This window comes from Castellaniella sp. UC4447_H14 (genome assembly GCF_052978285.1).
The window spans coordinates 810,811-825,972 of record NZ_CM129666.1 but is presented as its reverse complement, the minus strand read 5'-3'; the positions used below and the strand labels follow the sequence as shown (position 1 = coordinate 825,972).

At 64.3% G+C, this 15,162-nt stretch carries 11 protein-coding genes; 1 reads left to right on the top strand and 10 read right to left on the bottom strand.

The features are described 5' to 3' along the window. The first annotated feature begins 42 nt into the window (after positions 1-42). Complete coding sequence (putA, locus tag ACVCMJ_RS04000) at positions 43-3,828, top strand: trifunctional transcriptional regulator/proline dehydrogenase/L-glutamate gamma-semialdehyde dehydrogenase (protein WP_447080156.1); 3,786 nt, start codon at positions 43-45, stop codon at positions 3,826-3,828. A gap of 283 nt (positions 3,829-4,111) precedes the next feature. Here putA and ACVCMJ_RS03995 read toward each other — a convergent pair whose 3' ends face one another. The 10 genes from ACVCMJ_RS03995 to ACVCMJ_RS03950 form a co-directional block, all read right to left on the bottom strand. Next, positions 4,112-4,822 carry an ABC transporter ATP-binding protein gene (locus tag ACVCMJ_RS03995; RefSeq protein ID WP_447080155.1) on the bottom strand — a complete coding sequence of 237 codons (711 nt, stop codon included), beginning with the start codon at positions 4,820-4,822 and terminating at the stop codon, positions 4,112-4,114. Further along, complete coding sequence (locus tag ACVCMJ_RS03990) at positions 4,819-5,676, bottom strand: ABC transporter ATP-binding protein (RefSeq protein ID WP_447080154.1); 858 nt, start codon at positions 5,674-5,676, stop codon at positions 4,819-4,821. The genes ACVCMJ_RS03995 and ACVCMJ_RS03990 overlap by 4 nt, the downstream gene beginning before the upstream one ends. Next, positions 5,673-6,656 carry a branched-chain amino acid ABC transporter permease gene (locus ACVCMJ_RS03985; protein ID WP_447080153.1) on the bottom strand — a complete coding sequence of 328 codons (984 nt, stop codon included), beginning with the start codon at positions 6,654-6,656 and terminating at the stop codon, positions 5,673-5,675. The genes ACVCMJ_RS03990 and ACVCMJ_RS03985 overlap by 4 nt, the downstream gene beginning before the upstream one ends. Positions 6,657-6,659: 3 nt before the next feature. Next, positions 6,660-7,562: a branched-chain amino acid ABC transporter permease gene (locus ACVCMJ_RS03980; RefSeq protein WP_447080152.1), complete on the bottom strand. Its 903-nt coding sequence runs from the start codon at positions 7,560-7,562 to the stop codon at positions 6,660-6,662. A gap of 105 nt (positions 7,563-7,667) precedes the next feature. Then, positions 7,668-8,810 (bottom strand): branched-chain amino acid ABC transporter substrate-binding protein, encoded by a 1,143-nt coding sequence (locus ACVCMJ_RS03975; protein ID WP_447080151.1) that lies wholly within the window; start codon positions 8,808-8,810, stop codon positions 7,668-7,670. A 300-nt stretch (positions 8,811-9,110) separates the two neighbouring features. Then, positions 9,111-9,578 (bottom strand): dUTP diphosphatase, encoded by a 468-nt coding sequence (gene dut / locus ACVCMJ_RS03970; protein ID WP_447080150.1) that lies wholly within the window; start codon positions 9,576-9,578, stop codon positions 9,111-9,113. A gap of 50 nt (positions 9,579-9,628) precedes the next feature. Beyond that, complete coding sequence (coaBC, locus tag ACVCMJ_RS03965; RefSeq protein ID WP_447080149.1) at positions 9,629-10,825, bottom strand: bifunctional phosphopantothenoylcysteine decarboxylase/phosphopantothenate--cysteine ligase CoaBC; 1,197 nt, start codon at positions 10,823-10,825, stop codon at positions 9,629-9,631. Between the two features lie 10 nt (positions 10,826-10,835). Then, the gene (gene lspA, locus ACVCMJ_RS03960) at positions 10,836-11,357 is read right to left on the bottom strand and encodes a signal peptidase II (RefSeq protein ID WP_447080148.1); all 522 of its coding nucleotides are present in this window, start codon (positions 11,355-11,357) and stop codon (positions 10,836-10,838) included. Then, positions 11,344-14,184, bottom strand: coding sequence for an isoleucine--tRNA ligase (gene ileS, locus ACVCMJ_RS03955; RefSeq protein WP_447082667.1), 2,841 nt, complete (start codon positions 14,182-14,184; stop codon positions 11,344-11,346). Before ileS ends, lspA begins: the two co-directional genes overlap by 14 nt. Then, the gene (locus tag ACVCMJ_RS03950; protein ID WP_447080147.1) at positions 14,174-15,142 is read right to left on the bottom strand and encodes a bifunctional riboflavin kinase/FAD synthetase; all 969 of its coding nucleotides are present in this window, start codon (positions 15,140-15,142) and stop codon (positions 14,174-14,176) included. The genes ileS and ACVCMJ_RS03950 overlap by 11 nt, the downstream gene beginning before the upstream one ends. Positions 15,143-15,162 lie beyond the last annotated feature (20 nt).

Below are 15,162 nucleotides of genomic sequence, written 5' to 3'. Positions count from 1 at the left end.
GCCGGGACCCCTCCCGGCTCTGGTTTTCTGGCGAATCCTGATATGAGCACGGTTACCCTGGGTGTAAAGGTCGATGAGGCGCTGCGCGGGCGCCTGAAGCAACTGGCGGAATCAATGGGGTGCACGCCTCACTGGTTGCACAAGCAGGCGCTGGTGACTTACATCGAAGCGATCGAGCGGGGCCAGGTCCCTCAGGATATCGATCATCGACCAGGTTCTGACGCCCCTGAGGCATCCGGCGAGTCCGATTCGCAAATGCCTTTCTACGCGTTCGCCCAGGATATTCAGCCGCAATCCGTGCTGCGCTCGGCGATCACGGCCGCCTATAGACGGCCGGAGCCGGAATGCGTAGCCATGTTGCTGGACCAGGCCGAGGTCGAGCAGGCCGAGCCGGTGCGGGCGCTGGCGACGCGCCTGGTCGGGGCGTTGCGCGACAAGCGCACCGGTGGCGGTGTCGAGGGCGTCATCCAGGAGTTTTCCTTGTCCAGCCAGGAAGGCGTGGCCCTGATGTGCCTGGCCGAAGCGCTGCTGCGCATTCCGGATCGTGCCACGCGCGACGCTCTCATTCGTGACAAGATCAGCCGGGGAGACTGGAAGGCGCACATCGGCGAATCGCAGTCATTGTTCGTGAATGCCGCGACCTGGGGCTTGCTGGTCACCGGGAAACTGGTGGGCGTCCACAGTGAACAGAACCTGTCCCGGGCGCTGACCCGACTGATTGCCAAAGGCGGCGAGCCGCTGATCCGCCGCGGGGTGAACATGGCCATGCGGCTCATGGGCGAGCAGTTTGTGGCCGGGCAGACGATCGCCTCGGCGCTGGCCAATGGCCGCAAGCTCGAAGACGTCGGCTTCCGCTATTCCTACGACATGCTGGGCGAAGCGGCGACGACGGCCGAGGATGCTGCCCGCTACCACAAGTCCTATCAGCAGGCCATCCATGCCATCGGCAAGGCTGCCCAGGGGCGGGGCATCTACGAAGGCCCTGGAATCTCGATCAAGCTTTCGGCGCTGCATCCGCGCTATGCCCGTGCACAACGGGATCGTGCCATGGGGGAATTGCTGCCCCGCATGCTGGAGCTTGCCGTTCTGGCCCGCCATTACGACATCGGTTTGAATATCGATGCCGAAGAAGCCGATCGCCTGGAGCTGTCACTGGACCTGCTGGAGGCGATGTGCTTTGACGAGCGCTTGCGCGGTTGGAACGGCATCGGCTTCGTGGTCCAGGCCTATCAGAAGCGCTGTCCCTTCGTGATTGACTTCCTGATCGATCTGGCGCGCCGCAGCAAGCATCGCCTGATGGTCCGACTGGTCAAAGGCGCCTATTGGGACTCGGAGATCAAGCGTGCGCAAGTCGATGGCCTGGAAGGCTATCCGGTCTATACGCGCAAGGTTCACACCGATGTGTCGTATCTCGCCTGTGCCCGCAAGTTGTTGTCGGCTCCCGAGGCGGTCTTTCCGCAGTTTGCGACCCACAACGCGCAGACCATGGCGTCGATCTATTACCTCGCTGGCGAGAATTACTATCCCGGGCAGTATGAATTCCAGTGTCTGCACGGCATGGGCGAGGCGCTGTACGAGGAGGTCGTCGGTCCCGTCTCCAAGGGCAGGCTGAACCGGCCTTGCCGGATCTATGCTCCGGTGGGGACCCATGAAACGCTGCTGGCCTATCTGGTGCGCCGCCTCCTGGAAAACGGCGCCAACACGTCTTTTGTCAACCAGATCGGGGACAGGAGCATTCCGGTCGATGGGCTGGTGGCGGACCCGGTGACCAAGGCGCGCGCCATCCAGCCGCTGGGCGCGGCGCATGATCGGATTCCTCTTCCGCGCGACCTGTATCGGTCGCGAGGTGATCATCGCCTCAACTCGGCCGGCCTGGACCTCAGCAACGAACATCGCCTCGGCTCTCTGGCGGCCGCGCTCCTGGCCAGCGGCACTCAGGAGTGGCGTGCCGCGCCGGCCGGGGACTGGGACCCGGCCGGCGCCCGGCCGGTCCTGAACCCTGCGGATCACCGCGATCAGGTCGGAATGCTGATCGAGGCGAACGACGGCGACGTGCAGACCGCATTGCGCCGCGCCGAGTATGCCGCGCCCATCTGGGCGGCCACCCCCGTGTCCGATCGCGCCCAGTGCCTGCGGCATGCGGCCCAGATCATGGAAGCCGAGATGCAGACCACCATAGGGCTCATCGTGCGCGAGGCCGGGAAGTCCTATCCGAATGCGATTTCCGAAGTACGGGAAGCGGTGGATTTTCTGCGCTACTATGCCGCCCGCATCGAAGCCGAGTTTTCCAACGACACGCATCGGCCGCTGGGGCCGGTGCTGTGCATCAGTCCGTGGAATTTCCCACTGGCGATCTTCACTGGCCAGATCAGTGCGGCTCTGGCCGCCGGGAACGTCGTTCTGGCCAAACCGGCCGAGCAGACCAACCTGATTGCGGCGTACGGGGTATCGGTGCTGCATCGTGCGGGCGTCCCGGCGGCCGCCGTGCAACTGCTGCCCGGACAGGGCGAAACGGTGGGAGCCGCGCTGGTGGCGAGTCCAGCGATTCGCGGCGTCATGTTCACGGGCTCCACAGAGGTCGCGAAACTCATCGCGGCCACCTTGGCAAAACGCCTGGATCCTACAGGTCGTCCAGTCCCGCTGATTGCCGAGACGGGGGGCCAGAATGCCCTTATCGTGGATTCCTCGGCGCTCACCGAGCAGGTCGTCTACGACGTTCTCAGCTCCGCTTTCGATTCGGCGGGCCAGCGCTGCTCGGCCCTCAGAGTGCTGTGCGTGCAGGAAGACTGCGCCGATCGCACACTGACCATGCTGCGCGGCGCGTTGCAGGAGCTGAGGGTAGGGCGGCCGGATCTGCTGTCCACCGATATCGGCCCGGTCATCGATGCCCAGGCACAAAGCGTCATCGAGAAGCACGTGGCGGCCATGCAGACGTCCGGGCACCCCGTGGCGCGACGAGAACTGGAGGCGGAGCAGACGCGCCACGGCACGTTCGTCGCCCCCACCCTGATCGAAATCACCGACGTGGGGGAACTGGAACGCGAGGTCTTCGGCCCAGTGCTGCACGTGCTGCGCTATCAGCGCGAGGACCTGGATCGTGTCATCGATGAGATCAACGGACGTGGCTATGGCCTGACGTTCGGTGTGCATACGCGACTGGACGAAACCGTTCATCATGTGACCGATCGCATCCGGGCGGGAAACATCTACGTCAATCGCAATATCGTAGGCGCCACGGTCGGTGTGCAGCCATTTGGCGGCGAAGGCCTGTCGGGCACCGGCCCCAAGGCCGGCGGGCCGCTCTACCTGCACCGGCTGTTGGCCTCGGGACCGACGGATCTGCCGCTGGCGGGGGTTGGAGATTCCACAGCCGCGCTCGAATTGCCGGGGCCCACCGGTGAGAGCAACCTCTATCGCCTCAAGCCGCGCGGCGTCGTGCTGTGCCAGGCGGCCACACCGGCTGGCGCACGAGCACAGCGCGACGCCTGCCGCCGGAGCGGCAACAGCATGCTGTGTATGGACTCCGCGTCTGCCCGCGCGCTGTATCAGTTCGCGGATGCCGGGCCGACACCGGACTGGGTGGCGGCTGACGAGGTCGCCACGGCGGATTACCAGGCCGTGCTGTTCGAGGGCGATGGCGACGATCTGCTGCATCTGACGCAACACGTGGCCGATCGCGCCGGCCCCATCGTTCCTGTTGTCGCCCGGCGTTCCGACGAGCTGGCCGCCGGTGCGGTATACCCGCTCGAGATGCTGGTACGCGAGGTATCGGTGTGCATCAACACCGCGGCCGCCGGCGGCAACGCCACCCTCATGATGGTGGGGTGAGCCTGGACTAATGAAGGTCCCTGCGGACCTTCATTAGCCTGGCGAACGGGCCGGGCTTGCAAGCCCGGCCCCGGGTGCCTTTACGATCATGGCAAGCCGCTGGCCCTGCGGACCTTCATTAGCCTGGCGAACGGGCCGGGCTTGCAAGCCCGGCCCCGGGTGCCTTTACGATCATGGCAAGCCGCTGGCCCTGCGGACCTTCATTAGCCTGGCGAACGGGCCGGGCTTGCAAGCCCGGCCCTGGGCGCCTTTACCGTCTCGGCCAGCCGGTAGCGCCGCACCTTCAATGCCCCAGATACGCCGCCTGAATCTCCGGGGAGGCCAGCAACTCGCGGGCCGGGCCCTCGTGGGACAGCTTTCCGACTTCCAGCACGTAGCCACGGTCCGCGAGCTTCAGCGCCATGCGGGCGTTCTGTTCCACGATCAGGATGGTGACGCCCGTGTCGCGCACGTCGCGCAGCACCTGAAAAATGTTGCGCACGATAATGGGCGCCAACCCCAGGCTGGGCTCGTCCAGCAGCAGCAGACGGGGCTTTGTGACCAGGGCCCGGCCGATGGCCAGCATCTGCTGTTCGCCACCCGATAGCGTCCCGGCCAGTTGCGCGCGCCGTTCCTGCAGGCGCGGGAAGATCCTGTAGACGTGCTCGCAGCTTTCGCTGATCTCGGCGGGAGGGCGGGTGAAACCGCCCATGCGGAGGTTTTCTTCGACCGACAGCGTTCCGAAGACCCGGCGGCCCTCCGGGGATTGCCCGATGCCCAGCCGCACGATGCGATCAGCGCCCAGGTGCGTGGTCTCGTGGCCCGCAAAGGAAACCTTCCCTGATTTTGGCGCGATCAAGCCGCTCAAGGTGCGCATCAACGTCGTCTTGCCGGCCCCGTTTGCGCCCAGGATGGCCACGACCTCACGTTCATCCACGTGCAGCGAGATGCCCTTGAGTGCCTGAATATGGCCATAGTTGACCCGCAGGTCCTCGATTTCAAGCAAATGCGTCATGGCGTCACCTGGCCTTGATGTACGGCTGTCATCAGCGGATCGTCTTCGTCGTCGTCCTGGCCCAGATAGGCCTCGATCACCAGAGGGTTGGCGCGGATGTCTTCGGGCTTGCCCTCCGCGATCTTCTTGCCGAAATTGATGACCACGATGCTGTCCGTGACGCTCATCACCACGCTCATGTCGTGTTCCACGAGAATGACCGTGATCCCCGCATCACGAATCGCCCGGATCGTGTCGTTCAGGGCGGCAGATTCCAGTTCGTTCAAACCGGCGGCCGGCTCGTCCAGAATGACGAGTTCCGGTTTGGCCACCAGCGTGCGCGCCATCTCGACGCGGCGCTGTGCCCCATAGGGCAGGGAAGTCGCCATTTCATGCGCGACGTCCAGCAGGTCGAGCTGCTGCAGCACGGCATTGGCGCGCTCAATCAGCTCGCGTTCCTCGCGGCGCTGGGCCGCGGTGTTCAGCAGTCCCTGCCACCATTTCTGCCGGATCTGCAGATGTTCGCCGGCGACCACGTTTTCCAGCACGGTCATGTCCGAAAACAGCCGGATCGTCTGGAATGTCCTGCGCACGCCGGCCGCCGCGATCCGGTGCGGCGCCAGGCCGGTGATGTCCTTGCCGTGCCAGCGGATATGGCCGTCGGTGGGGCGGTAGACGCCTGTGATCATGTTGAAGACAGTCGTCTTGCCGGCACCATTGGGGCCAATGAGACCCACGATCTCGCCACGACGCACGCTGAAACTGAGGTCATCGACAGCTCTCAGCCCGCCGAAGCTGATACCGATACCGTCGAGTTCGAGCAGCGTCTCCGGCGCGGACGCCGTCGGGTTTCCGACCGAGGAGGGGGCTTTCATAAGGCCCCCTTGCGGGCGGGCCAGATGCCCTGCGGCCTGAGTATCATGACAAGAATCATGGCGATCCCGAAGGCAAGGTAGCGGTATTGGGCCAGATCGGTGAAGATCTGCGGCACCACGAACATCATGGCGGTACCGAGCAGCACGCCCGGCACGGATGCCTGTCCGCCCACCAGGACGATGGCGAAGAGGACGACCGAGTCCGTGAACTGGAACGAGCCCGGGCTGACGGCCGAGAGCTGCATGGCAAACAGGGTGCCGGCGAGCCCCGCGATTGCGGCCGCCAATGCAAAGGCCGCCACCTTGTAGCCGCGCGCGTTGACCCCCAACGTCGTTGCCGCCAGTTCGTCATACTTGATGTAGCGGAAGGTGCGGCCCAGCGCCGAACGGTCCAGATTTCGCATCAGCCACAGGACGATCGCCAGCACCACCCAATTCAGGTAGAACAGCTCGCTTTGGGAGCCGAACGTCTGGCCAAATACGGAAGGGCCGCTGACGCCGAAGAGGCCGTCGGCTCCGCCGGTGATCCCGAAGACGTTGTTCTGCATGGCCAGCACAAAGATCGCATTGAATCCAATGGTCACTACCAGCAGGTAGTCGCCTCGCAGCTTGACGATGGGTGCCGACAGGATGGCTCCCAGGGCCGCCGACAGGGCGATCGCCACGGGTATCGTCCACAGGATGGGCCAGTTGAAGCTCAGTGACAGGATCGCACTGGTGTAGGCGCCGATCCCGAAGAAGACGGCGTGGCCCATGTCGTACATGCCCGCCCGGCCCAGCACGATGTCCTGCGACAGCGCGACGATGGAATAGATGGCGAAGATGCCGCCGATGGTGATCCACGCGGGCGGAAAGAGCGAGGGAATCGCCAGACCCAGCAACCAGAGCAAAGGGCCGAGGATGCGCAGCGTCCGCGCGACGGTTGAAATCCTGGGGGCCGCGGAAGAGGCAGGGGTCTGGGAATTCACTGGAGTATCCATGACTTACACCTTTTCGGCCACGCGTTCGCCGAGCAGTCCGGAGGGCCGCACCAGCAGGATCGCGATCAGCAGCAGGAACGTGATGGCATCCTGCCAGGAACTGGAGATGTATCCGGCGCCGAAGGCGTTGAACAGGCCCAGGACCAACCCGCCCAGCATGGCGCCCGGGATGTTGCCGATCCCGCCGATGATGGCTGCGATGAAGGCGCTCAGGCCGTAGGACCAGCCCATCGTGAAGTAGGTCTGGCGATAGTAGAGGCCGACGAACAGTCCACCGATGGCACCCAGCACCGGCCCGATGATGAAGACCAGGGCAATCACGCGGTTCACGTTGATGCCCATGAGCCGTGCCGCGTCCTGATCGATGGCCGTGGCGCGGATGGCGGTCCCGAGACGGGTATGATGCACGAAGAAGTACAAGGCGGCCATCAGGATGAAGGCGCCGGCAATGATGACCAGCTGAACGAAACTCAGGTAGGCCCCGCCGATTTGCCACGTGGTCGTGGGCAGGATGTTGCTCGGAAACACCCGCACGTTCGGGCCCCAGATGAGCATCAGCCCATTCTCGATCAGCATCGACGCTCCCAGTGCGGACACGACGGCCGAGAGACGGTGAGCCTTGCGTAGCGGCTTGTAGGCGAGTTGGTCGAGCAGCGTGCCGGCCACACCCACCACGATCATTGCGATCAGGAAAGCCAGCGCCAGCAGTACTGGTGTGGGAAGCCCGCCGAAGACGCCGGAAGTCAGCGTCGTCAGCCCGATGAAGGCGCCCATGATGCAGAGATCACCGTGGGCGAAGTTGATCATCTTCAGCACCCCATAGACCATTGTGTAGCCAAGGGCAATCAGCGCGTAGATGCCGCCGACCGTCACCCCGTTGATGAATTGCTGGAGGACAAAGTCCATGGACGCGTTCCCATAGAGTGCTTGCGGGCCGCGTGGGCCCGGTCAGAGCTGTAGAAAACCGCGCCCGCAATCCGGAGCGGATGCGGGCGCAAGGTCAGGACGAAATCAGTTCGTCGGGTAGATGGTCCGGTAGGTGCCGTCGGATTCGACTTCGAACGCGGACATCGGGCTGCCGATCCGTTCGCCCTTCGCATCCCACTTGAAGGGGCCCGTGAGGCCGGCAAACGGTTCCTTCATGTCATGCAGCCACGGAATGAGCTTGGCCGTGTCGGTGCTCTTCGTGGCTTCGATGGCCGCAAAGACCGCGCGCAGACCGTCTGCGTTGGTGAAGGTGTAGATACTGGGAGGCGCCGAGCCAAAGGTCTTGGTGTAGTCCGCCAGGAATGTCTTGGCTTCCGGGTAAGGCAGGTTTTCCGGGGCGGGCACGTTGATGATCACTGCACCCTGGGCGGCGTTGCCGGCGATCTTGGCAAAGGCGGCGTTCTGATTGGCGTCGCCACCCACGAACACGGCATCCATGCCGAGCTGCTTCATTTGCGCACGGATCAGGCCGCCGTCCGTGTAGTAGCCCGAGAAGTACAGGATGTCGGGGTTCTTGGACTTGACCTTGGTCAGCACGGCGCTGTAGTCCTGAGTGCCCGCGTTGATGAAGTCGTTGGCCACGATGTTGCCATGCAGCGCCTCGATGGACTTCGTCGTGGCTTTTGCCAGACCTGTGGCGTAGCTGGAGTGATCGCTCAGGATGGCGATGCGCTTGTACTGCTTGACGTTGACCAGGTATTTGGCCGTGAATTCGGCTTCGTCGCTGTTGGGCGGCGCATTGCGGAAGAACGTCTTCCAGCCCTTCTGGGTGAGTTCGTCGCTGGTACCGTCGGAAGTCTGGATGACGTTGGCAGCCGAGTAGATCGGAGCGGCAGCCAGTGCCGCGCCGCTGGTATAGGTGCCGATCACGGCGATGACGCCTTCATTGACCAGCTTGCGGCCGCAGATGGCGGCTTGGGCGGCCTTGCCTTCGTCGTCGCATACGGTGACCTGGATCTTGCGCCCCAGCAGGCCGCCCGCTTTGTTCTGCTGGTCGACCAGCAGTTTCACGCCGTTCTGGATGCCCTGGCCTTCGGCCGCGTATTCGCCGGTGATGGGCGCTTGAACGCCGATCTTGATCGGACCGCTTGCGGCCGATGCGGTGCCGGCGCCCATGGCCAGCAAGACCGCTGCCGTCAGGGTCGTGAGTTGTGTCAGCCTGCTCATATTTGGATTCTCCTTTGAACGGATCCAGGAACAACAGATATACAACAAATATATCGGCATGTCGGTAGGCCTGCCATGATGGTCTTCCCGAAGCCGATCGCTAGGGTTAACCGGTTCAACCGGGACCGCGACATAGTGCGCCAGCGGAGTAGAACCTAAAGAACAACCCGGAGAATCCGCGAAGTATAACCAACAGCTAAAAATCAGTACAACCGGTGAAAATACCTAGTGCGTCGCCCCGACGGCCACCAAACGGAAACACGCGATGCCGGTTCGTTGCCGTGTGTCGGGCAGGCCGCGTCAGTGGCGACCGGTGCTGCCGAATCCGCCTTCGCCGCGCTGTGTCGGGGTGTCGAACTGCTCGACCACGTGCAGACGCACCTGGATCACCGGTTGAAAAAGGAGTTGTGCAATACGCTCGCCTGGCTGGATCTCATAAGCAGACGTCCCGTCGTTCGTCAACAGCACGCGGATTTCGCCGTGATAGTCGGCATCGATCACGCCGATACCTTGCGCGACGCGGATGCCGTGTTTCAGCGACAGACCGGAGCGAGAGGCCACGATGGCGACCAGGCCCGGATCGCGCATGTCCAACGCCAGGCCGGTAGGCACCGGCAAGCGCTCGCCCGGCGCCAGCGTGCAGGGCTGTTCCAGACAGGCGCGCAGATCCATGGCGGCCGAACCGTCGGTCGCATAGTCGGGCAAAGGAAGGGCGCTGGAGCCCAGCAGCGGGTTGACGATGCGGGCCTGGATGAGTCGTCGTTGCATGGCGGTGACTGTGCGGGAATAGAGAGGTGGCGGGTGGGCGCCCGGAACGGTCAGCGAGGCATGTGCCCGGCGATCCAGCCCACCAGATCGCGGGCGGCCTGACGTTTGGGCTGTAGCGGCAGCGGGTGTGCGCCTGCGTCGTCAAAGATGGTGAGTGCGGTGTTCTCGGCATTCATGGCCTGCTGCGCCAGATTGCCCACGATCACCGGAATACGCTTGCGCGCCCGTTTGGCTTGTGCGTGCTCGTGCAGGTGGTCCGTTTCGGCGGCGAATCCCACGCACCAGGGGGCGTGGGGAAGCGCAGCGACTTCAGCCAGGATGTCGGGGTTCTGCACGAAATCAATGTGCGGCGGGGTGGAGGCGTCCGATTTCTTCAGCTTGGTCGACGAGGGGTTGGCGATGCCCCAATCTGCCACGGCGGCGACGGCGACGAAGAGGTCCTGGTCTGTGATCCGGGCCATCACGGCGGCATGCATGTCGGTCGCACTGAACACTTCGATGCGCTGGACCTGGTCCGGGCTGGCGAGGGCCGTGGGTCCGGACACCAGCGTGACGCATGCGCCTGCCTCGGCAGCCGCCTGGGCGATCGCGTAGCCCATGCGCCCGGATGAGCGGTTGGTCAACACGCGTACCGGATCGATGGCCTCGCTGGTGGGGCCGGCCGTGATCAACATCCGCTTTCCCGCCAGGACCTTGGGCTGGAAAGAGGCAATGAGCGCCTGCAGGATCCGGTCCGGTTCGACCATGCGGCCCGATCCCGATTCACCGCAGGCCTGCATTCCCGCGGCCGGCCCGATGAGCGTCACGCCGTCGGCCCGCAGTTGGGCCGCGTTGCGCTGCGTGGCCGGGTGGGTCCACATCTCATGATTCATGGCCGGAGCCGCCAGCAGCGGTACCGCGCCGCGCGCCACGCACAACGTCGAGAGCAGGTCGTCGGCCAGGCCGTGGGCCAGCTTTGCCAGAAAGTCGGTGCTGGCTGGCACGATCAGGATGGCGTCCGCGCCCCGGCTCAGGTTGATGTGAGCCATGGCGTTGCCCATGCGCGTGTCGAAGGCGTCCTCCCAGACGGGGCGCCCCGACAGAGCCTGGAAGGTGACGGGAGTGATGAAGCGCGTGGCGGCGTGTGTCATGACCACGTCCACGATGGCACCCTCGTCCTGCATCCGGCGCAGCAGTTCCGCCGATTTGTAGCAGGCGACTCCGCCCGTCAGCCCCAGGATGATGCGTTTGCCGGTCAGCTCCGCCATGAAGCTCTCCTCAGGAAGCGGGTCTGTGCCGCCCGCGCAGGACTTCGTCCAGGATCAGCAGCCCGGCCCCGCAGGTGATGGCAATGTCCGCCACGTTGAATGCTGGAAAAAACCAGTCCCGCCAGTAGAACAGCAGGAAGTCGACCACGTGCCCATGGAGCATCCGGTCGATTCCGTTTCCCAGCGCACCTCCCATGATACTGGCCAGCGCGGTACATAGAAGCGGCTGGCGGGGATGGCGATACAGCCAGCCGGTGATGAAGACGGCCGCCGCCAGCGCCAGGCCGGTGAAGAGCCAGCGTTGCCCGCCTCCGCCGTCGGCCAGGAAGCTGAAGGCCGCGCCGGTGTTGAACAGCAGCGTGATGTCGAAAAACGGCAGCACCGGAATACGCTGAGCGTAACTCAGGGATTGCACGATGAAGAACTTGGCGATCTGGTCCAGGGCAATGACCGCCAGCGCCGCGCACAGCCAGCCCGCCAGACTGCGCAGGCGTTCACCGCGCCCTGGGCCATCCCGATCAGGCGTGCTCACGGGCCTCCCCGCGGCCGAACAGGTTGCTCACGCATCGTCCGCAGAGCTCGGGATGGTCGGCGTCGCGACCGACATCGGCGCGGTGGTGCCAGCAGCGTGCGCACTTTGCATGGGTAGTGGCATGCACGGCCGTGCGCAATGCGCCGTCATCGGCATGCACGTCCGCTCGGGATACCAGCATGACAAAGCGCAGATCGTCTGCCAGGCTTTGCAGCAACGCCAGATCGTCGCCGGAGGCGTAGTAATCAATCTCGGCCGCCAGTGAGGAGCCGAGCTCCCCGCGGCTGCGCACGGCTTCGATCTCGCGGGTGGTTTCGGCGCGAATGTCGCGCAGGCGGCTCCAGCGCCGGACCAGCGCCTCGCCGTCGTCCGGCACCGGAATCACGTGAAACAGCTCGGTGAAGATCGTCGCCGACGCCGGGGTTCCATTCAGGTCCGCCCAGGCTTCTTCGACGGTGAAGGACAAAATCGGCGCCAGCAGTTTCAGCAGAGCGTGTGTGACGTGGTACAGGGCCGTTTGCGCAGCCCGGCGCGCATGGCTGTCCTGGGCGGTCGTATAGAGCCGGTCCTTCAGGATGTCCAGATAGAACGCGCCCAGATCTTCCGAGCAGAAGATTTGCAGACGGTTGATGGCCGTATGGAATTCGTAATGTTCGTATGCAGCGAGAACCTCGGCCTGCATGGCAGCCGTCATCTGGAGCGCATACCGGTCTATTTCCAGCAGCGACTCGGGGGCCACCGCCTGCGACGCAAAGTCGAAATCGGCAAGGTTTCCCAGCAGGAACTTCAGCGTATTCCGGATGCGCCGATACGATTCCACCACGCGGTCCAGGATCTGCTTGGAGATCGAGAGTTCGCCAGAGTAGTCGGTAGATGCGGTCCACAGCCGCAGGATTTCCGCACCCAGTGAATTGGCGATTTCCTGTGGGTAGATCACGTTGCCCACGGATTTGCTCATCTTCTTGCCTTCGCCGTCGACCACGAAACCGTGGGTGAGCAAGGCCTTGTAGGGCGCCCGGCCGTAGAGCATGCAGCCTGTGAGCAGTGAGGAGTGAAACCAGCCGCGATGCTGGTCGGAACCTTCCAGGTAAAGGTCCGCCGGCCAGGCCAGTTGCCGGGCGTGCGAGCCCTTCAGGTCGTGATCCTGGCCCCCGAGCACGGTGGCGTGCGTGGTGCCGGAGTCGAACCACACGTCCAGCGTGTCGCGGTTCTTTTCGTACTGGTCCGCCTCGTCGCCCAGCAGGTCGTGGGGATCCAGGCGCTGCCAGGCCTCGATGCCCTCGCGCTCCACTCGATCGGCGACCTTTTCAAGCAGTTCGGGCGTGTGCGGATGCAGCGCACCGGTTTCTCTGTGTACGAAAAATGCCATGGGGACGCCCCATTGCCGCTGACGCGAGAGCGTCCAGTCGGGGCGGTTGGCGATCATGGCGTGCAGGCGCGCTCGCCCCCAGGCCGGGTAGAACGCGGTATCGTCCACGCCCTTGAGCGCCATTTCCCGCAGGGTCGGCCCGGAGGAGGGTCGGATGTCCATGCCGGCAAACCACTGACTGGTCGCGCGGTAGATGATGGGCGTCTTGTGACGCCAGCAGTGCATGTAGCTGTGGGTATGGGACTGGGCCTGTACCAGGGAGCCGGCCGCGCGCAGCGCATCCACGATGTGGGGGTTTGCCTTCCAGATCAGTTCCCCGCCAAAGAGCGGCAGGCTTTCCGTGTAGTGGCCGTTTCCCATGACCGGGTTCAGGATATCGGCGTCCGCCATCCCGTTTGCCTTGCAGGACTGGAAGTCTTCCACGCCGTAGGCGGGCGAGGAATGGACGACCCCCGTACCCGACTCCAGCGTGACGTAATCGCCCAGATAAACGGGCGAAAGACGCCGGTATCCGGGATCCACGTCATGGAGCGGGTGCCGGAAAGTCAGTCCGGCCAGCGCCTGGCCGGGGGCGCGGGCGATGATGTCCCCCTGGAGGTTCCAGCGCTTCAGGCACGATTCCACCAATTCGGCGGCGAGCAGCAGCAGCGGCCCCGTGGGCAACGGTTGCGCCAGCCGCACCAGCGCGTACTCGTGTTCGGGATGCAGGTTCAGAGCCTGGTTGGCCGGCAGCGTCCACGGTGTGGTAGTCCAGATCACGATGGCACCGGCATCGACTTCGCCGGGCAGGCCAAAAGCCCGCGCCACGGCCGCCCGGTCATCGAAGGCGAAGGCCACGTCCACCGAGGTGTCCTTGCGGTCGGCGTATTCCACTTCGGCTTCCGCCAGCGCCGAGCCGCAGTCGAAGCACCAGTTCACCGGTTTCAATCCGCGGAAGACGAACCCCTTTTCCATGATGCGCGCCAGCGCACGGAGCTCATCGGCCTCGTTGCTGTGGTTCATGGTCAGATAAGGGTTGTCCCATTCGGCCAGGACGCCCAGCCGCTTGAAGTCCTTGCGCTGGCGTTCGATCTGTTCGGATGCGTAGGCGCGGGCCTTGGCCTGCACCTCGGCAACCGGCAGGTGCTTGCCGAACTTCTTTTCGATCTGGATCTCGATCGGCATGCCGTGGCAGTCCCAGCCCGGAATGTACTGGGCGTCGAAACCCGCCATGTCGCGGCTCTTGACGATGATGTCCTTCAGGATCTTGTTCACGGCGTGGCCGATGTGGATGTCGCCGTTGGCATAGGGCGGCCCGTCGTGCAGCACGAATTTCGGGCGGCCGTGCGCGGCGGTCCGGATCGCGGCATAGATTCCGTTTTTCTCCCAGGCGTCGATCCAGCCAGGCTCCCGCTTGGCGAGATTGCCTCGCATCGGGAAGGGGGTATCGGGCAGGTTCAGTGTGTCTCTATAGTCCATGGGAGGCAAAATAGTCACGAGCGCCTTGCGCATCCTGGCGGATCGCGGCGGTCAGGGTCATCAAATCGGGGAATGATTCCTCGTCGCGCAGAAATTCGAGGAATTCGACGCATACCAGTTTACCGTAGGCGTCAACGGACCGATCCAGGATGTGCGTCTCCAGCAACAGGGCTCCATGATCGGCGATCGTTGGGCGCACACCTAGGCTGGCGACGCCGGGCAGGGCCTTCTCGCCCAGGCCGTGGACGCGTACGACGTAGATGCCCGAGCGTGCGGCGCAAGGAGCCGGGACCCGCATGTTCAGTGTGGGGAAACCCAGGTCGCGTCCCAGCTTGCGCCCGTGAATCACGTGGCCGCTGATTCGATAGCTGCGGCCCAACAGCTCCTGGCTGCGCGCCAGATTGCCGACCGCCAGGGCCGTCCTGAGTGCGGAACTCGAAATTCTCTGGCCGTGGACGTCGCCCACGTCGGCCAGCGTCCGGACGGCGAAGCCGCACTCATCGCCCAGGCGCCGCAGCAAGGCGATGTCGCCGGTGCGTTTGTGGCCGTAGCGGAAGTCTTCGCCCACCAGCAGCCAGCGGGTATTCAGGCCCCGGACCAGCAGCTTGCGAATGAAGTCCTCGGCGCTCATGTCGGCCAGGTGCTGATCGAATCGCTGGATCACGACCTGGCCGATTCCCTGTTCGGCCAGCAGCAGGATCTTGTCGCGCAGGCCGCTGATCTGAGTCGGAATGAGTTCGGGACGCTGGCCCCGGTGGGCGAAGAAGGCCCTGGGGTGCGGAGTGAACGTCATCACGGTCGGCAGCAGGCCTCGATCCGAAGCAGCTCGCCGGAGTTCGGACAGGATGGCCTGGTGGCCCCGGTGCACACCGTCGAAGTTGCCGATGGTGACGGCGCTGGGCGCCGTCGAGTCGTGGCGGGGCAGGGTGCGATACAAACGGGGAACGGTAGGCTTCACGCGCAACAGTTTACAATTTC